We start from the raw sequence: 21,824 nt of genomic DNA, 5'->3' as shown, positions 1-21,824 counted from the left end.
ATCCAGCCCCAGGTTAAATATTTTGCGCGCGGCGAGGCCTCGGGATCGCGTTCATGCAGGGTCCAATCACAATTCTCGGTGACACTGTCCAACAATTGTGCGACCGAGCCGGTATAGAGCCGCGACGACTGGGTGTCCATGATGGCATCGCCGACATAGTCCTGGATGGTCGGATAATCGGCCACGCGCATGCCCACATCAGCATGGGTCTTGCGCGTTGCCTGGCGTTTGGCGAGATCGATCGCGGCCATTGCGAGGCCATTAAAGCAGGCGCCCAGCATCAACAGCCCGATCGGATCGAGCGCCTCGTCATTGGAAAAGGCGCCGTCACCGGGCGGGCCGACCATGCGGTCTTTGTCGACGACGACATCGGTGAAGGTCACCGGGCCCGATTGATTGCCGCGCATGCCCATGGCGTCCCAGCTCGACGGCATCGCCTCACATTCATCGGCGTATAACAGAAACACCGATAAGTTCGAGAAATCGCCGTCGAAATTCGGGCTCGCCGTTTGCGTCACATAAAAATCGGCGAAACCACCCGACGTGGTCCAAGAGGATTTCTTGTTGACCTTCCATCCGCCAGGGACTTCCACGGCGCTCGACATCATCGGATACCAGAAATGCGAGCCGGTCTCAGGATCTGAATAGGAGGCGGTGCCGATAAAAACGTCTTTGTTGACCCGACGCAGCACTTTCTCGATTTCCCGATTGCCGGTGGCGCGAAAAAGTAGCGCGCTCAGCGCCAGCAAATGCATTGTAAAAACGAGGGCGGTACTGGCGCAGCCATACCGTGCGATGGTCTCCAGCACCATGCAGACGCATTGATGGTTCTGTCCCATGCCGCCATATTTTTCCGGCACGTGAAGGGCGAGCAGGCCTTGTGACGCCAGTGCCTCCATGTTTTTTCGCGGAAATATGCTGTCGCGGTCACTTTCGATGGCGTTGGGCGCGAGCGTGGTGCGGCAGAGCTCAATCAGTTTGCGTTGTATTTCCTTTTGTTCGTCGGTTAGAAACCATTGCGGATCGAAGTCGAAATCCAGACCGTAATAGGGCTCATCGCCCCACATTTTTTGATCAGTCATTATTAATGTCCTCAGTCATTCCGTTAGTTGCCTCTGCCGTCCTACCCTGCGCACACGGTCGAACGTCACGTTTGCAGAGTGATGCCGTGAATTCAATGACTCTCCTTGTGATGTTTGGCGGTGCACCTAGACTTCGGTCATCATCGCCGCCGGTCGAATTAATCGACCGATTCTTCGCGGATTTTTCAGCCCATGAATGAGCCTTCCCCACGATTGACTGATGTCACGGCGCCGGTCGGTACTTATGTCATCGTTCGCCTATTCGTCTCGCTCGCTTTGATGATGGTGGGGACGGTCGGGATGTATGTCGGCATCGTCGGCTTGAAACCGATTGCCGCAGAATTCGGCGTTTCCCGCGGCGGCGGCTCGCTGCCCTATGCGCTGTTCATGGTCGGCTACGCTTTTGGCAATGTCATTCACGGGCGCCTTGCCGATCGCTACGGCATTATGCTGCCCCTCTTGGTCGGCAGCGTTGCGCTACCGGCTGGCCTTATTCTCTCAGCCCAAGCCGAATCGCTGTGGCAGTTTCTCGCGGCGATCTCGCTCCTGGGCGGGATGCTCGGCTCTTCTGCCGTGTTCGCTCCGATCGTCGCCGATGTGTCGCTGTGGTTTACCGGCCGGCGCGGCCTCGCCGTCGCGTTTGTCTTATCGGGCTCCTATTTCGCCGGCGCGATTTGGCCACCGGTACTGCAATATTTGATCAGCGAATATGGCTGGCGCTCAGCCTTGGTCACGGTCGGCTATTTCTGCCTAGCGACGATGGTGCCACTGTCCTTACTATTGTACCGCAAACCGGCGCATCTCTTTGCCGACAAGGGCGCGCCGCGTGAAAGCCAGTTCGTGCGCCCGCTCGGCCTGGCACCCAATGCGCTGCAATGCACGTTGTGCGTCGCCGGCATCGGCTGTTGTGTTGGCATGTCGATGCCGCAAGTGCATATCGTCGCCTATGCCACCGATCTCGGGTTCGCCGCCCAGCGCGGCGCCGAGATGCTCTCCCTGATGCTGGGCTGCGGGATTATTTCGCGTATTGCGTCCGGCTGGATTTCGGACCGTATTGGTGGCTTGCGTACATTGCTGCTGGGCGGCGGGTTACAGGGCGTCGTATTGGCCGCCTTTCTCACCGCCGACAGCCTGACCGCGCTCTACGTCATCTCAGCCTGTTTCGGCCTGTCGCAAGGTGGCGTGGTGCCGTCTTACGCGATTATTGTGCGGACTTTCTTTCCCGCTGGCGAAGCGGGCTGGCGCATCGGCACAGCACTCTTTTTTACCATCTTCGGCATGGCGATCGGCGGCTGGTTAGCCGGTTTTCTCTACGATCTCACAGGCTCCTACACGGTCTCCTTCATCAACGCACTTGCCTTCAACGTGATGAATTTCGTGATCGTCGCCTTCTTGCTGAGCCGTGCCCGTACGCTCGGTGTCGCGACGCGCTAAGCACTGTGGGTGTCGCGACGCACTGAGCGTTGCGGATTATTGCACCTCGATGGTCGCGATTTGCCAAATCCAGCGGGCGTTATATGTATCGTTGCCAAATTGCGCATTCATGTGGCGCGGATAAACCAGCCAAAGCGGCCCTTTTTCGCGCACCGACATATATTCGCCGTCCGCCTTTAACGCGAGAATCGTCGGCCATTCCCTTGCATCCGCGATCGGCACTTCGATGGCATAATCGTTCAGAGCGGTAACCTTGAGCGTTGTTGCGCCGGAGTCCGCACCGATCACATCGAGAATCGCCGACAACAGCACGCCATCGAAGGTGATTGGCTTTTCGCTCCACGCAGTTTCTGTCGTGAATCGCACCACGCCGATGCTTTCCAGCGTCGCCATATCGAAGACCGCGGCGCCGCCCATATTGGCGCCAGAAATATTGCCGCTTACAGCAAGAACCTTGCGCCCCGTTGGCGCTGGGATCACGTCACCTGCAGCCAGAGTTTGAGCCGATACGACCGTGTATCCGTGCTCGTCCGCGGCCAATTTTCCGCCTGCCCCGGCAAATACCAATGCGCTCAACAGAAGCGCCAAGAACGGACCCAGGCCGGTTTTCTTAAAAATCATCACAAACAAGATTGTTACCTCCAGTATTCGTCGACACGCGCGGCTATTTTCCTCGACCCGTGAAGCCTACGAAAAACACTTTCGAAGTTAGGCCCAGTATTCTATGGATGCCGCAGATAATATGAATGCTCTCTCGGACCATATTGACAGTAATCGGTCAATTTTGACAATGTTAACTTTGTAACTAACTAAGTAACCTAAAATTGAAATTCATGACTCGGAATTATATTACTTTCGGGTTAGTGTAACCAATGATCGGCAAATCCAAGCCGATGCAATAAGGAATCCGCTTCCTTGGCTGAAATTGATACATCTAAGACAGTCGGCCTCCCTGTGCTTAGCGGCCGCGGCCTGGTTCTATACCGGCAGGGACAAGCACAGCCGGCATTGCCTAGCGGGATAAACCGAAATGCCGAAGTGGACACGCGCGGTATCACCAGCGACGGCGACAACATCGCGGACTGCGCCACCGAGTCATACGATTTTGTCTATGCCGTGGATTGCCTGACAACTTGCGCTGAGCCCTATAATGCGCTGGCGAATTGGCTGCGCGTGCTACGACCGCACGGCTTTTTAGCCGTGGGCTCACCGCCGCCCGAGATGGATGCACTGATCGCCCAAATCGGACATCTCGCGGTGCCGCTTGAAACGCCTAGCGAACCAGCGATGCGGGCCCTCCGCAAACGCATGGCACCGATAACGCCGACGGACTCGCAACAATCCCAGCAAGTTCAGTTGCTGGCGGAATTCACACAACAGGCGCTGAACGAGCGCCGCGGGCATCCTGATATTGCCCATTTGCAAGACATTCTCTCGAGCGGCGCTTGCAGCGCGACGCTGGTCGATTTAAGACGGCTTTACATGCTCTATCAGTGGCTGATTTCGACCCGCCATATCACCGGCGCTTGCATCGAAGTTGGCTGCTACAAGGGCGGCACCGCGAAATTGATATCGGAATCGATCTTACGCCACGATATGAACTGCGCCTTTCACGTATTCGATACGTTCGACGGCATGCCGGATGCGCTGGCCCCGGATGAAGCCGGCTTTCTCAACGTATTCGCGGACAATTCGTTCACCGACGTTCAACGCCTGTTGTCTAACAACCCCCAGAGTTTCGTCCATCAGGGCATTTTTCCTGAATCCGCGAGTGAACAGGTGCGGGGCTTGACCTTCAGATTCGCCCATATCGACGTCGATATTGAACGCTCCGTGCTGGATTGCTGCGCCTTTGTGTATCCCCGCCTGGCGCCAGGCGGCGTCATGGTGTTCGACGATTACGGCGACCCGTACTGTCCCGGCGCCGCGCGCGCAGTCGATGCTTATTTCGCTGGCCGTCCGGACAGCGTGGTGCATCTTCCCCTGTTGTCATCCGCTGTCTTGATCAAGCGCGGCTGAGTGCGGCGATCAGTCGGTGCTATCCGGAATGCGCACCGAGAACGTTGTTCCTTCGTTGACCACGCTTTCCACGCTGATCCTTCCGCCGTGCAATTCGACCGCAGTTTTGACCACGCTCAGCCCCAACCCCGTGCCGCCAATTCCGGCGGAATTTTCAGCCCGGAAAAAGGTGTCGAAAACACGGTCGATTTCATTCTCCGCAATACCGATTCCATTATCGACCACGTCAAGGATTAGCTCGCCATTTCCGCGCGATAGACTGACTTCGATTGGGCTGCCGTCTGGCGAATATTTTATCGCGTTGGACAGCAGATTATTGACAATGTGACGGATCAAACTGCTGTCGATCGATACATTATTACCGTCGCATTCAATATTGAGCTTGATGGCATGAAGGTTGCCGGCCAGGTTCTGTGACGCGCGGACGATGTTGCGTAACAAGGTTTCGAAATTCGCCTTCTCTGGGCTGAACGAGAACATGCCGGCTTCCATCTTGCGCACCAGCAAGATGTCATCGAGCAATTGGGTCATTTCGCCGACTTCTTGTTTGATCTCCTCTAGATAGTCCAGTTTTTCGGCCTCATCCATTTGGTCGCTATAATGTTGCAGGAGATCGGCGGCCGAAAAGATTGTCGTTAGAGGCGTGCGAAATTCGTGTGATGCGGTGGCGACAAAATTGGATTTCATCGAACTCAGCTCGACTTCCTTTTCCAAGGCAAGTTCAAGCCGTTTGGAATTCTCGGCAAGTTCGGCTTCGCGCTGTTTCATCTCTGTCACGTCAGTATAGATGACGGCGTTGAATCCATCGCTTGTCCGGCGGCCCTTGACGTGTAGCCATCGGCCATCGCTTAGCCGCTGCTCGAAGAAACTCTCTGGCAGCTTGTATAATTTATTCTGCTCGCGGACCCATTCCTCGATGCCGGCTTCGATTTGGCGGAACTGGCCGCGTAGATAACCTTCACGCGACAATTGATCTACCGTTCGCCCGGACACCGCATAGTCGGCGATTTTCGGGTAACTCGTCAGAAAGCGTTCATTCCAAATTTGCAGCCTGCCGTCTTGATCGTAGAGGGCGAAGCCATCGGTAAAGCTTTCGATGGCATGTATCAGATGCGTGCTTGCCTCTTTAGCACGCCGTTCTGCCTCTGCTGCCCGGGCGAGCAATCTTCTGGCTTCGCGGTTTTGCCATAGCAGGAAGAGGACTAGGATTGTCCCTGAAACCAGAATACCGATGAAATAGCCGACGACCTGCCAGAAAATATCGCTGCGCGCCGATGCAGTCTCAATCCGCAATCCACGGTTGTGATTCGTGGTGTCGAGCACCATCGAGTGAATCGGCGCGCTCAAATCCGTCAACTGGGAAAGGATCGACTGATAGGCGGCGCGATCCGCCTTTTGTAGAGTGGCGATTTCGGGCTCGATGTTGTCGAGCACGGCAGTCACTTCGCCGACCGTTTGCTCAAGTCCCGCGACCTCGCGCAACCGTTCGGATTCGCGGCCTTCGTTGATGACCAGCAAACGGCTCCAAAAAATATCGAATCGGGTTAGGAGGTCGCCCAGGTCCGCCTCGGCAGGTCCGATCGTGTGGTGATAGGTATCGAGGGCGCGGATGAGCCTTAGATGCTCAAGCTCAACTTGCGACACCAGCCATACATCGATGCGGGGATCGCTCTGAAACGGGCCGCGTTTCTCGATCATCTGATTTAGACCGAGAATCACGCTGATCGCTAAGCCGATAATCGCCGCGACAAGAATATATGTCGCTATGCCCCAATTTCGCATTGCTTCACAAATTTGTTATCCGGCTGTGCCCGGCGAACTCTACTCACTGACTGCCGATGCGGGAAGCATCAAAAACTCACTCCGTGAATTTAGGTGGTCAAAATTTCCCCCGGTGCCAAGCCCTTACCACAGGCGAAGAACCTCCGCGTCAACGCTTGACTTGCGCCCAATCGCGCCAATGATAGGAAGTCTGTTTTCATGAGGTGAGCGGTTCAACTATGCGCAACCATCCTTCATTGTCGTGGCCGGCCGGCGATTTCAGCCGCATTCCGTTCGCAGCCTATTGCGACCCGGACGTCTATGAAGATGAGCAGGAGCGGATTTTCCGCGGCCCCACCTGGAATTATCTGGCGCTTGAGGCGGAGCTGCCGAACGCCGGCGATTTTCTCTCCACCAAGGTCGGCGAAACATCTGTGGTCGTGAACCGCGACGGAGACGGTGCGCTGCATGCTTTTGTCAACAGATGCATGCACCGTGGCATGCTGCTCTGCCGCGAACGGCAAGGCAATGCGGCGAACTTCATTTGCCCGTATCACCAGTGGACCTACGATTTGACCGGACAACTGCGCGCCGTTCCATTTCCGCGCGGCGTCAATGGCGAGGGCGGCCTGCCGAAAGATTTCGACCGCGAAAAAATCCACCTGCATGAATTAAAAATTGAATCATACAAGGGCGTCATTTTCGGCACATTTTCCGACGCTGCTGAACCGCTGATCGATTATCTCGGCCCGGAAGTGATGTTTGAAATCGACCGCCTGTTTCACAAGCCGATCCGCATTCTCGGTTATCAGCGCCAGAGAATTTTCGGCAATTGGAAGCTCTATAACGACAATGTCCGCGATCCCAACCATGGCGGATTGCTGCACATGTTCCACGCCACCTTCGGGCTATACCGCCTGAGCCAAAAGGGCGGCGCCAAGCTAGATGCGCGCGGGCGTCACAACATCACCTGGAATTCCCTCGGCACGGATGACGAAAAGACGACCAGCGAAGGCTATGAGGGAACGAAGAAAGTCTATAAGCCGAAATTCACCTTGAATGACATGTCGATGTTGCAGAACCGCACCGAGCATCCTGACGATGTGACCCTGGTGATCCTCTCGGTCTTTCCCAATGTTGTCTTCCAACAAATCTCCAACAGCCTCTGCACGCGCCAAATTCGCACCATCGGCACCGACAAGATGGAGCTTTACTGGACCTATTACGGCTATGCTGACGATGATGAAGAGATGACCCAACACCGCCTCGACCAAGCCAATTTGGTCGGGCCGGGCGGCCTGATTTCGATGGAAGACGGCGAGGCGGTGGAGCTTGTACAGAACGCTGTTCAGCGCGAGCAGGACAAGCATGCAATGGTCGAGATCGGCGGCACCGGCAAAATCGAAACGCAGAAATCGCTGGTGACCGAAGTACCGATCCGCGGCTTCTATTCCTATTATTGCGAGCTGATGGGCTTCACGGCCGGCGTCGAAGCAGCGGCCGAATGACGGAGACGAGCGTGCGCGACGCCATCAACGACCTGATGGCCGATTACTGCCACTATCTCGACGACGACCGTCTCGAGGAATGGCTAGATTTCTTTACCGAAGATTGCCAATACAAGATCCTGTCGCGCGAAAACGTCGAGGACAGTCTGCCGCTCGAACTGCTGTCGTGCCGCAACAAGAACATGCTACGCGACCGCATCCTGTCGCTGCGCGAAGCCAATATCTACAACATCCATTTCGACAAGCATCTGTTGGGCGCAGTGCGGATTCTGGGAGCCGAAAACGGTGGCTACCGGGTGCAGGCGAATTACAGCCTCTATCAAAGCAATCAGGACGGCGTCAGCGAATTGTTCAGCGTCGGCACCTATCGCGATTTAATCACCTTCGCCGACGGCAAACCGCTGTTCAAAGAAAAGATCGCCGTGGCGGATACCTTCGGCATTCCGCGCCTGCTGTCGACGCCGATCTGAGTTTTTGAATTGCCGCAATTGCACCGTCGCCGGTGTTCCCGCCGGCTCGGGGCTTGCTCTACTCTGCGGCTTGCGACGCTTTTGCGCCGCGCGCGTCCCACGCATCGAGAATATCAGCCGATTCCATAACCAGCGCCATGTGGAGCGACATCATCTTGAGCGCCGCATCCTCCATTTCCGCATTGGTGCCGCGCACCAGATCTTGCGCGACGACGACGCGGTAATCGAGGTTGGAGGCATCGAACGCAGCATTCAGGACACAGCAATCGGTGAAGCCGCCGTTGAACACCACGGCGCGCACCCCCATGTTGCGCAGCAGGAAATCTAGATCGGTGGGATTGAAAATCGACAGCCGTTTTTTTGTCTCGACAATCTCGTCTTCGGGCTCGATACGAGTACGGAGGTCGGTCCATTTGCTGCCCTGGAGAGCGTGCTGATCGGCGCCCGGAATTTCACCGACATAAAGCGGGAACACCAGGCGCCAGGCGCTCACACCGCCTTTGACGTCATCACGCCCCGAGGCGCGCAGCACCGTGCGCACATGGATTATAGGCAGCCCCCTAGCGCGGCAAGCATCATGGAAGCTGTCGATCGGGGCGACGATTTCACGGGCGCGCGGCGCCGGACAGGGACAATCCGCATCCTCGCTCAAATGCCCTTCATGCATGTCGATGGAAACCACGGCAGTCCGCGCCGGATCGAGGAAGGATTCGAAAGCCGCGTCCGCGGGCAGAGGCCGACGCTGGCCATACACAAATATGTCGCTCATGCGGCTCCCCCCTTGCCAAGCTTTTGTTGAAGCCAGTTTGGCGTTCACCGCGGCGCAAGTCCAGGCCTGAGCGAACTGTGCGTTAGCGTTCCTCAAAAATCCTATTTACAATCGACGCACATACAGAAATAGCGGCGGCATTTGGCAGCAGAATTTGATGGAATTTCTCTCTCTCTCACTTCGTTCGATGAAGCTTTGGAAAAGCTTGAATTCTTTGGTGCCGACGCGGCATTTGTCGCCGGCGGCAGCGCCATGACGGCGGGAAAATGCGGCGGCGGGCAAAGCCAAACTGTGGCCACCGGCGGTGATTTCCTGCGCCGTCGCCGATGCTATCGGCAAACCAAACCGCAAAATCCCCATCGCCCCGGAACACCTGCTCGAAGCACGGGCCAGGGAAGAATAAACGCATGCAGCGACAAATAACCGAAATCACACCGAGGAACATCACATGACCGCAAATAGCACCCGACCGATCGGCGCACTTATATTTGGCGATACGCCGCCGGGCAAAATCGTCGAAATCTGCCAGAATTTGGAAAACAGCGGGTTCTCCGAAATATGGGTCGCTGAGGATTATTTCATGCTGTCCGGTTTTGCCACTGCCGCCACGGCGCTGGCGGCGACAAAACAAATCACCGTCGGCATCGGCGCGATATCAGGGCGGGTGCGCCACCCCGCAGTCACGGCGATGGAGGCCGCGACCCTGGCCGGCGTCCATCCCGGCCGGCTCAAGCTCGCCATCGGCCACGGCGTTCCGGCCTGGACCAGCCAGATGAAGCTGAAGCCCAAATCCTTTCTCAAATCTTTCCAGGAGGCCACCTCCGGCGTGAAGCGGCTGTTGAAAGGTGAAAGCCTGACCGAGGACGGCGAGTATTATTCCTATGACGCGGTGTCGCTCACCCATCCAGCGCCTGAGCTCGACGTTTTGGGCGCGGTGGTGGGACCGAAATCGACCGATCTGTGCGCCGAGATTTCAGACGGTATCGTGCTGTCGGTACTGTCCGGCCCGAAATATGTCGAGACGGTGAAGCAGAATATTAAAACGATTCGCAGCGCCAAGGGCCTACCGGGGAAATTTGATATCGTCACCTATGTGCTGGCTTCGGTCGGCGAGGACCGCGAACAAATCCGCAATGGGCTGAAGGACGTCGCAGCGTTTTATCTCGACGCCATGGGGGCGACGCTGATGACCGGCGTCTACGGCGCCAACGAACAGTTGCAGCAGATGATCAATCAGGGCGGTGCCGATGCCATCGCCAAGAACATGCCGGACGATTGGATGGATTGGCTCGCGGTCTGCGGCACGCCAGAGGATTGCATCAAATCGATCCACAATTTGTTCGACGCTGGGACAACCTCAATCGTGCTATGCCCGATGCCGACAAGCGATATCGATGTGCAGATCAAGCGCTTCAGTGAATCGGTGCTGCCGAATATCTAAGCAAATCCCGAGCAGGTGAAATCATCTGCGACGACGCATTTGCTTGAATTAAAATGAGACCGGACGGCGTGCTCTACTTGCGGTCCTCGCGCACATAGGGTGTGCCGAGGGCGCGCGGCGCGTCTTGGCCGGCGCGCATTTGGACGGCGGCGTAAATCAATACCGCTAGCGTCACGGCGTAAGGCGCCATTTCGAGGAAATATTGCGGGATGTTGTATCCGGTTGCCTTGAGGCGCGGAATGAGCGCCTCGATACCGCCGAACAACAGGCCGCCGAGGACTGCGCGCCACGGCCGCCAGCGCGAGAAAATGACCAGCGCCACGGCGATCCAGCCGCGCCCCTGGGTCATCTCTTCAACAAAAATCTTGGCAATTACCAGCGACAGATAACCGCCGGCCAATCCGATAAAGGCGCCGCCGAGTGTCGCCGCCAGCAGACGGTAACCTTCTACATTTATGCCGCCGGCGTCGGCGGCTTGCGGATTCTCGCCAACCGCGCGGAGACGCAGACCGATCCGCGTGTGATAGAGAAACCGCCATACAAGAATGGCGAGAATTAAGGTGACATAGACCACGATGTCCTGGCCGAACAGGAACCTGCCGATAACCGGAATATCGGTGAGCACGGGAATGTGGATCGGGTTAAGGGCGGAGAACGCCTTGTTAACCCAGGGCACGCCGATCAACCCGGTCAGGCCGATACCGAGGAAGACGAAGGTAATGCCGGTCAAGACCTGATTGGTGCGCAGCACGACGACAAAGAAGCCGAAACAGAAACCTAAAAACGCGCCGGCGAGGATGGCGAAGATAAATCCGAGAGCCGGGCTGTTGTCGAACTCAAGAAAGGCGATAACGCCGACCAAGGCGCCGCACAGCATGATGCCTTCGGCACCGAGATTTAACAGACCGGCGCGCTCGTTGATGATGAGGCCGAGCGCCGCGGCGATCAGGGGCAGCGCGAAAACGGGCGTGAAGGCCAGCCAATGGGTGAGGAAATCCATTACCTACGCCCGCTCGTAATGCGCCATGCGGAGGCGATAGCGGACAAAAAATTCTGATGCCGTTACTGAAAGCACAATCGCCGCCTGGAACAAGCCGACCAAGGCATCGGGCAGGCTATAGAAAACTTTCATGCTGTCGCCGGCGACATAAAGGCCCCCCATGAGAAAGGCGACGACCAGGACCATCAGCGGGCGATTCGCGGCAAGAAAGGCGATCACAATGCCGGAAAAGCCGTAGCCTGCTGCCAAGGTAAAGGTGAGGCGGCCTTCTGTCGCCGACGCAATGGTAAAACCGGCCACGCCGGCGAGAGCACCGGACGTCAAAGCCGATATCAAGGTGATGGCCGAGAGCGGCAGGCCAATCGCCAGCACCATGCGCGGGTTGACGCCGACGAAACGCGATTGAATGCCAAACCGACTGCGTTCAATCAGCCACCATACAAAGAACAGCGCCAAGCCAACAACGACGAGGCCGTAATGCACGTCTTCCCAACCGACCTTGGGCAGGCGTTCAAAATCGTCATAGCGCGGACTGTGCGGGAAATTATCCTTGGGGTCGCGCCACGGGCCGAACACCTGATTGAGGACGAAGTAAAAGGCGATGTAATTCAGGAGCAGGGTCGAAATGACCTCGCTGATGTTCAGGCGCAATTTCAACAGCGCCGCCGGCAATGCCCACATCGCGCCGAACAGAATGCTGAAGACGAACATCAACGGCAGGCGGAGGCTCTCCGGCCCGATATCGAAATAGGCGATGACGGTGCAGCCGACCACGCCCATGAAGAGCTGGCCCTCAATGCCGATATTCCAGTAGTTCACTCTAAACGCCATGGCGGCGGCGAGGCCGACCAGCACCAACGGCGTGCTTTGCACGACAACAGTACTCATGCCCGACGAGTTGAGAAAGGTGAAGACGATGAATTCATCATAGATCGACGACACATCAACACCGCGGCTCACCAGAATGGCGACGCAGATGCCAAGGCCGAAGAGAACGGCACCGAGAGCAATGGCGACGCGCGTGAAGAAGCCCATTTTCTGACGAACTTCGATTGTCAGGCGGCGGCCGCGGAGGAAGGAGAGCGAAAGGGCTGTCATAGTTCGACCTGCGCCATTCCTACGCGTGCCCGACCATCAATTGGCCGACCGCTTCGCGCGCCACCGGCGCGTCGAACTCACCGACCAGACGGCCGCGGTTGATCACCCCGACGCGATCGGAGACGGCAAGCACTTCATCAAGATCTTCGCTGATCAAAAGAATAGCGACGTCGCGTTTGCAGGCTTCGCGCAAATATTCATGCACGGCAGCGCAAGCCCGCACGTCCAGGCCACGGGTCGGCGAATGAGCTAGAAGGACAGTTGAGTCGCCCGACATCTCGCGCGCCAGGACGAGCTTTTGCGCGTTGCCGCCGGACAGCAGGCGGGCGCGTGTCGCCGGCCCGGCGCCGAGAATTTCATAATCTTTAATCGCTTCCAAGGTGCCGCGCAGGATGGCACGCCGATTTATCCAACCGGCCGGCCCAAACCTGCCACTCGACAGATGCGAGACGACATAATTATCCATCACCGAAAGATCGCCGGCGAGACCATAGATATAGCGTTCCGCCGGAATGGTTTTGACGCCTTTACGGCGCAGCTCCCCGGGCGTCGGCCGTTTCAGCACCTGCCCGCCGAGTGTGAATTCGCCGGATTCCATATGGCGTATGCCCATCAGGGTTTCCGCCAACTCGGTTTGACCGTTGCCGCCAACGCCGGCCAGGCCGTAAACCTGCCCGGCACGGAGCGTGATCGAGAGATCGTCCAGCGCGGTTGTGCCATTGGCACGCTTGGCGCTGATGTTCTTCAGTTCCAGCACGATATCGCCGCCGGCGCGCAACCGCAGGCTCTCGGAGGAGGCGGCCTCGCCGACCATCAGCCGCGATAATTCCGCCGGCGTCAGCTCGCCCGGGTCACGGCCGGCCTCGACCGTCGCGCCGGCGCGCATGACCGTGACTTTGTCGGCGTGGCTGAACACCTCGCGCAATTTGTGGGTGATGAGAATGACGCTCTTGCCCTGCTGGGCGAAGGATTTTAGCTGATCCAGCAGACGCGTCGATTCCTCGTCCGTCAGCACCGCGGTTGGCTCGTCGAGAATCAGAATGTCGGCGCCGCCCATCATCACTTTGATGATTTCGGTGCGCTGTTGTTCGGACACCGACAAGGTATCGATCCGGCGATCCGGATCGATTTCAAAACCGATATCGCGGCTGGCCTCGCCAATTCTCTTGCGCACCGCATTGAGGCTTTCGCGCCGGCTCGCGGACATGTGGCAAAAGGCGATGTTCTCCGCCACGGTCATGTTCTCGACCAGCTTGAAATGCTGATGAACCATGCCGATCCCAAGAGAATTCGCAGTCAACGGCCCGTCTATGGCGACCGATTTTCCATTCACCCTGACCACGCCATGGTCAGGAGAATAGAGGCCGCAGGCGATATTCATGAGCGTCGACTTGCCGGCGCCGTTTTCACCCAGGAGCGCGTGGACCTCACCGCGCTCGGCAAGAAAAAAGGCGTCCACAAGAGCCGGATTACCGTCAAAGCTCTTGTGGACGCCTTGGAATTCGAGAGCGGCGCTCATCAGTTCAGCCCGTGCATGGTCAAACTATATCGGGCCAAACTGCGTGCCGTTCTCGGCTTTACAGTGTTTTGGTCGAGCCAACGACTCCTTGGAGCAACCAATCCATCCCCCAAAGATCTCCGTCTGAAGGTACTTCGCCTTCCTTGACGCGCAAGGTTCCATCCTGGTCGTACAGCGGACCCTCGAAGACATGCTTGCCGCCAGCGATCGCGGCCTTTTCAGCATCAATCTTGGCGACGATATCGGCCGGCACGGCATCGCCGCAGCAGGCGATATCGTTGCCGCCGTCTTGGATATGGATGAAATCACCATAGGGCTGAGCGGCCGGATCCCATACACCGTCGACCATCTCCTGAATCTTGGGGATCAGATAGCGGTCCCACACCCAAATTTGCGAGCATTGGGTGGCCTCGGGCGCGAATTCTCTCATATCGCGGTGATGCCCGGTGCCGTAAATGCCGTTTTCCTGGGCAACGATCTGCGGGGTGGGCGTATCGACATGCTGGCCGATGACATCGACGCCCTGTTCGACAAGCGCCTGCGCCGCAGCTCGCTCCTTGACCGGGTCGTTCCAAGCGCCGGTGTAGACGACATGCAAGGTCACGTCCGGATTCACCAGACGCGCACCAATCAGATAGGCGTTGACCGTCCAATTGACGACGCCGAAGGGATTAGCGGCGACGAAGCCAATCTTGTTGGATTTGGTCAACGCGCCGGCAGCGATGCCACAGAGATAATGCGGCTCATAGGAGCGGCCGTAAATGGCCTGCAAATTGCCAGCATTGGTGTTGCCGCCCGGATTGATGAACGCCACGTCCGGATATTTCTCGGCGAGCTCGAGGAAGCCGTCGCTATGGCCATAGGCGCTGCCAAGAATGATGTTGTAGCCGCGTCTGATATATCTTTCGGCCGCTGGCTTGATCTCCGACACAACTTCGGGAATTTTCTCTACAAACGGAATGTCCCAGCCAAAATGCGCATCGATGCGCAGTTTGGATTCGTGAATTGCCTGGGTCCAACCGCCGTCGCTCTTGACGTCAAAATAGAGCCAAGCCGGCTTCGGGTCGCCTTTCAATTTAAACGGTTCCGCCGTCGCAGCTTGCCCAAAGGTCAAAGCCACCATCGAAATCATAATACCCGCCAGTGCGAGCCTAATAACTTTCATAGATCGTCTCCCTCTCATGTTTCTTCTCTCGCGCCAATTGCGGCCCCTTCGCGTGGGGCGCTTTTTCGTCTTATTACTTGCCGGCGCTTAACCCCCGACCCTTTTCACGGCGAAGCGTAGGACAGAAGTCTTCTTGTCGGCAAGGCCAATAGCGGTAATTCGTCCTTCGTCGCGTCGCGGCACCAATACCGCTAGAAGTGGATTTCACGGCAGCACCTGCTTTTGGATTTGCTTCCTGAATTCCACCGATCTCATGGTCACGGGCTCACCCAATTGGCGCCAATTTTAGCCTGACCAGCCGCCCATGAAGCGGGAAAATATATTTGCCCGCTATGTGGATATTGTATTCGTTTCTGAAACTTTTCGTCAAGTTGTCAGGACAAAGACCGCGGATTAGCGATAGGGTCCGCAACTGGCCATAGCTTCGGTATCTTCATAGGCATCCCACAGGACAATCTTGTCGCCGCGCACTTGGAACACCCAGCACCATTTTGCGCGGTAATCCTTTCCGCTGATTTGCGAGGCCGCTTCTTCGAGGCCGGTGACAGCCACCATATCGTCCTCGGCCACCCATATCTTATGCTCATGAGAGATGATTCTGAGTGCCGCCGGCATGACTTTGAAATATTCGTCGATCTTGGCCGCACCCTGCCAGCGCCCGGCCCACGGTAAATCGCTCGAGCCCGGCATATCGATCACGGCGTCATCGGCAAACGTGGCTATAATCGCCTCAATATCGCCGGTCGCCAGATAACCCACCCATTTTTCGATAACCGCCTTGGCCGATGAAGTTGTCATTTATTTTCTCCCGCTCGTTGAGTCTTTTGGTTTGTTCACGTTATCCAGATTACCCGGCCAAAGAGTAGACTTTCACGGCCCGGCATACCATCGCGATAACAACACACCATATGCCGGGTTATTCGGCGCTGCGATGACCTTGACCCCGGCGGTACTTTATCCGATATACGGATACGCTGATTTTTCGAAAACTGCGCGGGAAAGCATGGCGCAAAAGAATCAAAATGGTGGCGCAGCCGAGGAGAGAGCGCCGGCCCTGAAGGGTGTGCGGCGCTCCCTGCAGGTGCTGGAATATATCGCCCTCAATCCCGGCCGCGCGACCGATGTCGCCGCGGGATTAAAAGTTTCCTGGGCAACGCTGCACCGCACGCTGAGCGAGTTGGAGCAAGGCGGCTTTATCGCTCGCGACGGCGATTCAAACCGCTACGCTATCGGCCCCAGAATGTGGTTTATCGGCACCGCCTATCTCGCAGGACATAAGGTGCTGGAGGCAGCGCGACCCTATCTCGACACCGCTGCCGAAGCCGGCGATTACACGGTGCAACTGGTGGAGCGTTCGGGCCGCCTGGCGGTCACCCTGTATTCCTATCAGACCGCCGGGGAGGTCATCACTAAATCCACCTATGGCTATCATTTTCCACTGCATTGCGGCTCCAAGGGCCAGGTTCTGCTGGCCTATTCCGCGGCACAGGAGATCGATGAGTTTCTCAGCGGCCCGTTGGAAAGCCTGACGCCGGAAACGGTCACCCAACCCAAAGCGTTGCGCAAGCGCTTGAAAGAGATCAAATCCCAGGGCTATGCACAGACTGTCGGCGATGTGCAGCATTTCACTGGCTCTTTGTCGGCGCCGGTTTTTGACCGCACCCACCAGGTGGTTGGCGCCGTCTGCTTCATCACCGCGCGGAGCGCCTTTCGCGACAGCGCGCAGGTCGAGACGATGCTGGAAACACTATTGCGCACCGCCCAATCGGCCTCGTTGGCACTGGGCTGGCGGCCAGGCGCGGCACCGCAAAGTTGAGCCGCCAGGGGATGGTATGGTTTGTGATTGTTCGCATTACGGATACAATAACCACTAAATGGATACACACTTTCGGCCTTGAGAGCGCCCGTGCCAGAAATTTCGCAGAGCTTTGAAATCGATCAGCCGCCGGAAACGGTGTGGCGCTTCTTCCAGGATGTGCCGCGCGTCGTCACCTGCATGCCAGGCCTGGAATATGCTGGCCTTAAGGCCGACACAGCAGACAGTGAAACCCATCGCGGCAAGGTGCGCATCAAGCTCGGCCCGGTAAGCGCCGCCTTCGAGGGCGAAGCCGCGATTCTCGAGAGCGATGAAACCGCCCGCTCGGCGCGCATCGAGGGCAAGGGCATCGACAAGCGCGGTGGCAGCCGCGCCAGCGCCTCGGTGGTGTACAAGATAGTTGAAAATGGCGCCGGCAGCCGCGTGCAGCTCGACGCCGACATCAAGCTATCCGGCGCGCTGGCGCAGATGGGCCGGACCGGAATCGTGCAGGATGTGGCGGCGCAAATCACTGAGCAATTCGCCGCGAGCCTGCGCGCGACGTTGGCCGCGGATGGCGATGCGCAAACGGCAGCAACGGGCGCCGAAGCAACCGGCGGGGAAGCACCTACCTCGGCACCATCGCCGCCACCGGTGCCGAGCGAAATACGCGGCGATGCGCTGCTGCTCAAGATCCTCTGGCGCCGCATCAAAATGTTGTTCGGCTGGCGCAGCGCATAGCACCGGGTTAGGCTCTCACGCCCCTTCACCCAAACAGGCTGAGAGCAATATGTCCGAGATCGAATATTTTTATTCCGCGCATTCCCTTTTTGCCTATTTCGGTTCAGCCCGCCTGACCGAGATTGCACAAACCGCCGGACGCCGCATCGCGCATCGGCCGATCGATTTGCCCAAAGCCTTGATGGGTGTCGGTGCGACCCCGTTCAAGGAACGCAACAAAAAACACTTCGACTATTTTTTCGGCCGCGAAGAAGAACGCTGGGCGGAATATCGCAACGCGCCGATCCTGTCCCACCGCCCCACCCATCACGACAATGACACGACCCTGGCGAACTGCATGCTGATCGCCGGCTTGGAACGCGGCATCGATATCGGCCCGCTGGCGCATGCCATCCTGCAAGCGCATTGGCGCGACGATGCGGATTTCGCTTCGCCGCAGACCCTGGCCGCACTGGCCGGGCAGGTGGGCATCGATGCCGCGCCGCTGCTTGATGCCGCCGGCACGCCGGAAATTCACGCGCTTTATGACAAAAATACGGCGGAGGCGATTGCCCGCTCTGTGTTCGGCTCGCCGACATATTTTGTCGACGGCGATATGTTTTATGGTCAGGACCGATTGGAGATGGTCGAGCGCGCGCTACAGAAACCGTTTGCCGGAACCTGGCCGCGGGTATGATTCCGACCGTGGCATGAGCGCCTCGTGAGCGGCGTCGTTATTCTCGGCGTGTTCGTCGCCGATACGTCGTACCGCGCGGCGCGCCAGCCGCGCATGGGCGAGACGATTCTAGGCGCCGGCTTTACCCTTGGTCCCGGCGGAAAAGGCTCCAACCAAGCCGTTGCTGCCGCCCGCCTGGGCGCGGACGTGACCTTCATTTCACGAATCGGCGACGACCCGTTCGGAGATATGGCGATGGCGCTGTGGGCCGAGGCCGGTGTCAAGACGCAAGTGCAGCGCGTGCCGGAGAGCTATACCGGCGCGGCCTCGATCTTTCTCGAAGAGAGCAGCGGCAACAACGCGATCATCATCTGCCCCGGCGCGGCGGCAACCCTCTCGCCGGCCGACATCGAAGCCGTGGGGGACGTCATCCGCGCCGCCTCGGTGTTCGTCACCCAACTTGAACAACCCCTCCCCGCCGCACGCCGCGCGCTCGAGATCGCCCGCGAGGCGGGCGTGACGACGGTTCTTAACCCGGCTCCGGCGGCGCAATTGGACGCGGGATTCTTTGCCTTGTGCGATTATCTCACGCCCAACGAGACCGAAGCCGAAGACTTGACCGGCATCAAAGTCGAGACCGCAGGGGAAGCCCGCTTGGCCGCCCAAGCGCTGATGGATAAAGGCGCCAGTGCGGCGATCATCACGCTCGGCGAACAGGGCGCGTATTTGCACAACAACGAGATTTCAGAGTTATGCCCGGCCTTTGAATTCGCTCCCGTAATTGAGACGACAGGCGCGGGCGATGCCTTCAACGGTGCATTCGCGGTGGCGCTGGCGCGCGGCGATACGGCGCTGGAGGCCGTGCGTTATGGCTGCACGGTAGCCGGTATATCCGTGACCCGCCCCGGCACGGCGCAATCCATGCCGTCTCTGAAGGAAGTCCAAGCGGCGCTCGAAGCCTGAGCGGCTATTCCTCTGACTCGCCGCCGAGTGCGGCAAAAATCATGTTGGGCGTGAGGGGCACATGTTCGAGCGGGCCGATGCCGAGCGGACGAAGTGCGTCGGCGACGCCCGAGGCGACGACCTGGCCAACCGGAATGCAGCCGGCTTCGCCGACACCTTTGACGCCGAGCGGGTTGAGCGGCGACGGCGTTTCGAGATGGAGGATTTCGGCCTTTGGTACTTCGGTGGCGTAGGGCATCAGGAAATCCATGAAGTTGGCGTTGCGTGGATTGCCCTCTTTGTCATATTCGATGCGCTCGTAATGCGCGCCGCCGACGCCTTGCGCGATGCCGCCCATGATCTGGCCTTCGACAATGGTCGGGTTGATCATGCGGCCACAATCATGAACGCAGATATAGCGCTTGAATTGAATCGAACAGAGGCCGGGATCAACCTCGATAATGGCGGCATGCACGCCATACGCCCAGGCAGCATGGGGCGGGCTGTAATAATCCGTCGCCTCCAGGCCGGGCGCCGCGCCCTCGGCCAGGGCCGGGCCGTCATGGCGGCTGGCGGGGGCGAATTGGGTCGAGGTTTTGGCGGCCTCGTTGAAAGCATAGCGCAACGGGTTTGACGCGGTGGCGATCTCGGCCAAGCTCACGGCCATGGCGGGCACGCCGCTGACAAACGCCTTGCCGCCTTCAAGGACGAGATCTTCCTTGGCGGCTTCGAGCATATTAGAGGCGGCATCGAGGACCTGCTCGCGCACTTGTGACGCTGCTTTGTGGACGGCGTTGCCGCTCACCACCGCGGCGCGGCTGGCGAAGGTGGCGACGCCCCAATCGAAGGCGCCGGTATCGCCTTCGACGACGATCACATCGCCCACATCGACGCCCAGCTGATCGGCGGCAATTTGCGCGAACACGGTCTCATGGCCCTGGCCCTGGCAGGAGAGACCAGTGTTGACATAGACCTTGCCGGTGATCGGATGAATGCGGATATGGCTGCCTTCATAGGGGCCGAGCCCGGTGCCTTCGACGTAATAACCCAACCCCAAGCCAAGATAGCGTCCCTCGGCCCGCGCCGCTTCTTGCTCGGCAGCGAAAGCATCGAGATCGATCGCCTCGACGATCATGTCGAGCGCGCGGCCATATTGGCCGCTGTCATATTCCACCGGCAGGCCGTCAGCGAACAACAGGCCTTCGCGGCGGTAGGGGAAATCCTCATCGCGGATGAGATTGCGCCGGCGCACTTCGAAACGGTCGAGGCCGAGCTCGTCGGCCAGCTTGTCCATGGCGCGCTCGATGGCGAAACAGGCCTGCGGCCGGCCGCAGCCGCGATAGGGCGTGATCGGCACAGTCGGCGTGAAGACTGCCTTAAATTCAACTTCGATATGGGGCACGCGGTAGGGCCCGGCGATCGAGGTCGAGGCGACCTGGGCGACGGCAATGCCATAGGGAATAAAAGCGCCGGTATCGTGCAGGAAGAAATCGCGCAAACCAAGAACTTCACCATCCTTGGTGGCGGCCAGTTCAAGCTCGTGGATTTGCGTGCGCTCCTGCGCCGAACCGATGAAATTTTCGTTGCGGTCCTCAATATATTTGACCGGCCGACCGAGTTGCATGGCGACATAGGGCACCAGCAGTTCATCGGGATAGAAGAGATACACTTTTTGCCCGAAGCCGCCGCCGACATCGGGCGCGACCACGCGCACTTTGTCCTCATCGAGGCCGAGGATGGAGGCGAGGCCACCGCGCACCGCAATCGGCGCTTGCGTGCCATCCCACACCATCAGTTCGCCCGTGACCGTGTCATAGCGCGCGGCGACGGCGCGGCATTCGAGCGGCGCCGCGGTGCTGCGGTCAATCTGGACTTTGATCTTGGTGATGTGATCGGCGCGCGCGAAGGCGCTATCGGGATCGCCCGAGCGCTGCACGAAATGCGCCGCCACATTGTTGGCGACATCGGGATGCACACGCGGCGCATCGTCTTGCACAGCCGCCGGCAAATCCAATTCGACATCGAGCGGCTCGTAATCCACATCGATCAAGCGGGCGGCATCTTCCGCCGTGTAACGATCGACAGCGACCACCAGGACGACGGTCTGGCCGACATAAAAGACATCGTCGCGCGCCAAGGGGCGCTGGGTGCGCGGCTCGGTAAGCGAGGGATGGGGAATGAGCAGCGGCATGAGAATATCGAGGCGGCCAAGATCGTCGCAGGTATAGACGGCGGCAACGCCGTCCATCTCGCGCGCCGCTTCACAATCGATTGAGCGGATATGGGCACGCGCGAAGGGGCTGCGCACGAACGCCACATGCAGCGCGCCCTCAAGCGGAATATCGTCGATAAAGCTGCCTTCGCCGCGCACCAGTCTGGCATCGGCAAGGCGCTGTACGCGTTCTCCGAACAGGGCGGTCGACAT

19 protein-coding genes are annotated in these 21,824 nt (G+C 58.4%); 9 read left to right on the top strand and 10 right to left on the bottom strand.

What is annotated here, in order from left to right:
* Window positions 1-1,082, bottom strand: a 1,082-nt coding sequence (locus tag O3A94_10265; protein MDA1356638.1) for an acyl-CoA/acyl-ACP dehydrogenase, incomplete at its 3' end; no start/stop codon positions are given.
* Between the two features lie 192 nt (window positions 1,083-1,274).
* On the opposite strand from O3A94_10265, the gene O3A94_10260 reads away from it, so the two are divergent.
* Window positions 1,275-2,516, top strand: coding sequence for an MFS transporter (locus O3A94_10260; GenBank protein MDA1356637.1), 1,242 nt, complete (start codon window positions 1,275-1,277; stop codon window positions 2,514-2,516).
* Window positions 2,517-2,552: 36 nt separating this feature from the next.
* Here O3A94_10260 and O3A94_10255 read toward each other — a convergent pair whose 3' ends face one another.
* Window positions 2,553-3,137 (bottom strand): molybdopterin-dependent oxidoreductase, encoded by a 585-nt coding sequence (locus O3A94_10255; protein MDA1356636.1) that lies wholly within the window; start codon window positions 3,135-3,137, stop codon window positions 2,553-2,555.
* 294 nt (window positions 3,138-3,431) lie between these two features.
* Between O3A94_10255 and O3A94_10250 the strand changes: the two genes are divergently transcribed.
* Window positions 3,432-4,535 (top strand): class I SAM-dependent methyltransferase, encoded by a 1,104-nt coding sequence (locus tag O3A94_10250; GenBank protein MDA1356635.1) that lies wholly within the window; start codon window positions 3,432-3,434, stop codon window positions 4,533-4,535.
* Window positions 4,536-4,544: 9 nt separating this feature from the next.
* Here the strand turns inward: O3A94_10250 and O3A94_10245 are convergent, their stop codons facing one another.
* On the bottom strand, window positions 4,545-6,254 hold the full coding sequence (locus tag O3A94_10245) for an ATP-binding protein (protein ID MDA1356634.1): 1,710 nt from the start codon (window positions 6,252-6,254) through the stop codon (window positions 4,545-4,547).
* A 281-nt stretch (window positions 6,255-6,535) separates the two neighbouring features.
* Between O3A94_10245 and O3A94_10240 the strand changes: the two genes are divergently transcribed.
* Window positions 6,536-7,804 (top strand): Rieske 2Fe-2S domain-containing protein, encoded by a 1,269-nt coding sequence (locus O3A94_10240; GenBank protein ID MDA1356633.1) that lies wholly within the window; start codon window positions 6,536-6,538, stop codon window positions 7,802-7,804.
* Window positions 7,801-8,274 carry an aromatic-ring-hydroxylating dioxygenase subunit beta gene (locus tag O3A94_10235; GenBank protein MDA1356632.1) on the top strand — a complete coding sequence of 158 codons (474 nt, stop codon included), beginning with the start codon at window positions 7,801-7,803 and terminating at the stop codon, window positions 8,272-8,274. Before O3A94_10240 ends, O3A94_10235 begins: the two co-directional genes overlap by 4 nt.
* A gap of 58 nt (window positions 8,275-8,332) precedes the next feature.
* Here the strand turns inward: O3A94_10235 and O3A94_10230 are convergent, their stop codons facing one another.
* Complete coding sequence (locus O3A94_10230; protein MDA1356631.1) at window positions 8,333-9,043, bottom strand: cysteine hydrolase; 711 nt, start codon at window positions 9,041-9,043, stop codon at window positions 8,333-8,335.
* A gap of 448 nt (window positions 9,044-9,491) precedes the next feature.
* Here O3A94_10230 and O3A94_10225 point away from each other — a divergent pair, with 448 nt between their 5' ends.
* Window positions 9,492-10,484, top strand: coding sequence for an LLM class flavin-dependent oxidoreductase (locus tag O3A94_10225; GenBank protein MDA1356630.1), 993 nt, complete (start codon window positions 9,492-9,494; stop codon window positions 10,482-10,484).
* Between the two features lie 73 nt (window positions 10,485-10,557).
* Here O3A94_10225 and O3A94_10220 read toward each other — a convergent pair whose 3' ends face one another.
* The 5 genes from O3A94_10220 to O3A94_10200 all read right to left on the bottom strand — a co-directional run bounded on the left by O3A94_10220 (window position 10,558) and on the right by O3A94_10200 (window position 16,064).
* Complete coding sequence (locus tag O3A94_10220) at window positions 10,558-11,484, bottom strand: ABC transporter permease (protein ID MDA1356629.1); 927 nt, start codon at window positions 11,482-11,484, stop codon at window positions 10,558-10,560.
* Between the two features lie 3 nt (window positions 11,485-11,487).
* Window positions 11,488-12,582: an ABC transporter permease gene (locus O3A94_10215; GenBank protein ID MDA1356628.1), complete on the bottom strand. Its 1,095-nt coding sequence runs from the start codon at window positions 12,580-12,582 to the stop codon at window positions 11,488-11,490.
* Between the two features lie 19 nt (window positions 12,583-12,601).
* Window positions 12,602-14,101, bottom strand: coding sequence for an ABC transporter ATP-binding protein (locus O3A94_10210; GenBank protein ID MDA1356627.1), 1,500 nt, complete (start codon window positions 14,099-14,101; stop codon window positions 12,602-12,604).
* 58 nt (window positions 14,102-14,159) lie between these two features.
* Entirely contained in the window at window positions 14,160-15,233 is a 1,074-nt protein-coding gene (locus O3A94_10205) for a BMP family ABC transporter substrate-binding protein (GenBank protein MDA1356626.1), read from the bottom strand.
* A 426-nt stretch (window positions 15,234-15,659) separates the two neighbouring features.
* Window positions 15,660-16,064: a nuclear transport factor 2 family protein gene (locus O3A94_10200; GenBank protein MDA1356625.1), complete on the bottom strand. Its 405-nt coding sequence runs from the start codon at window positions 16,062-16,064 to the stop codon at window positions 15,660-15,662.
* 133 nt (window positions 16,065-16,197) lie between these two features.
* On the opposite strand from O3A94_10200, the gene O3A94_10195 reads away from it, so the two are divergent.
* From O3A94_10195 to rbsK, 4 genes are all read left to right on the top strand, one after another.
* On the top strand, window positions 16,198-17,082 hold the full coding sequence (locus O3A94_10195; GenBank protein ID MDA1356624.1) for an IclR family transcriptional regulator: 885 nt from the start codon (window positions 16,198-16,200) through the stop codon (window positions 17,080-17,082).
* Between the two features lie 90 nt (window positions 17,083-17,172).
* Window positions 17,173-17,802 carry an SRPBCC family protein gene (locus O3A94_10190; protein ID MDA1356623.1) on the top strand — a complete coding sequence of 210 codons (630 nt, stop codon included), beginning with the start codon at window positions 17,173-17,175 and terminating at the stop codon, window positions 17,800-17,802.
* A gap of 49 nt (window positions 17,803-17,851) precedes the next feature.
* Window positions 17,852-18,478, top strand: a complete 627-nt coding sequence (locus O3A94_10185; GenBank protein MDA1356622.1) for a 2-hydroxychromene-2-carboxylate isomerase — start codon at window positions 17,852-17,854, stop codon at window positions 18,476-18,478.
* A gap of 24 nt (window positions 18,479-18,502) precedes the next feature.
* Window positions 18,503-19,420 (top strand): ribokinase, encoded by a 918-nt coding sequence (gene rbsK / locus O3A94_10180; protein ID MDA1356621.1) that lies wholly within the window; start codon window positions 18,503-18,505, stop codon window positions 19,418-19,420.
* Between the two features lie 4 nt (window positions 19,421-19,424).
* Here the strand turns inward: rbsK and cutA are convergent, their stop codons facing one another.
* Window positions 19,425-21,824, bottom strand: a complete 2,400-nt coding sequence (cutA, locus tag O3A94_10175; protein ID MDA1356620.1) for an aerobic carbon-monoxide dehydrogenase large subunit — start codon at window positions 21,822-21,824, stop codon at window positions 19,425-19,427.

The organism is Pseudomonadota bacterium (assembly GCA_027624955.1).
GTDB lineage: Bacteria > Pseudomonadota > Alphaproteobacteria > UBA828 > UBA828 > PTKB01.
This window is presented reverse-complemented; position numbering and strand designations above follow the sequence as displayed.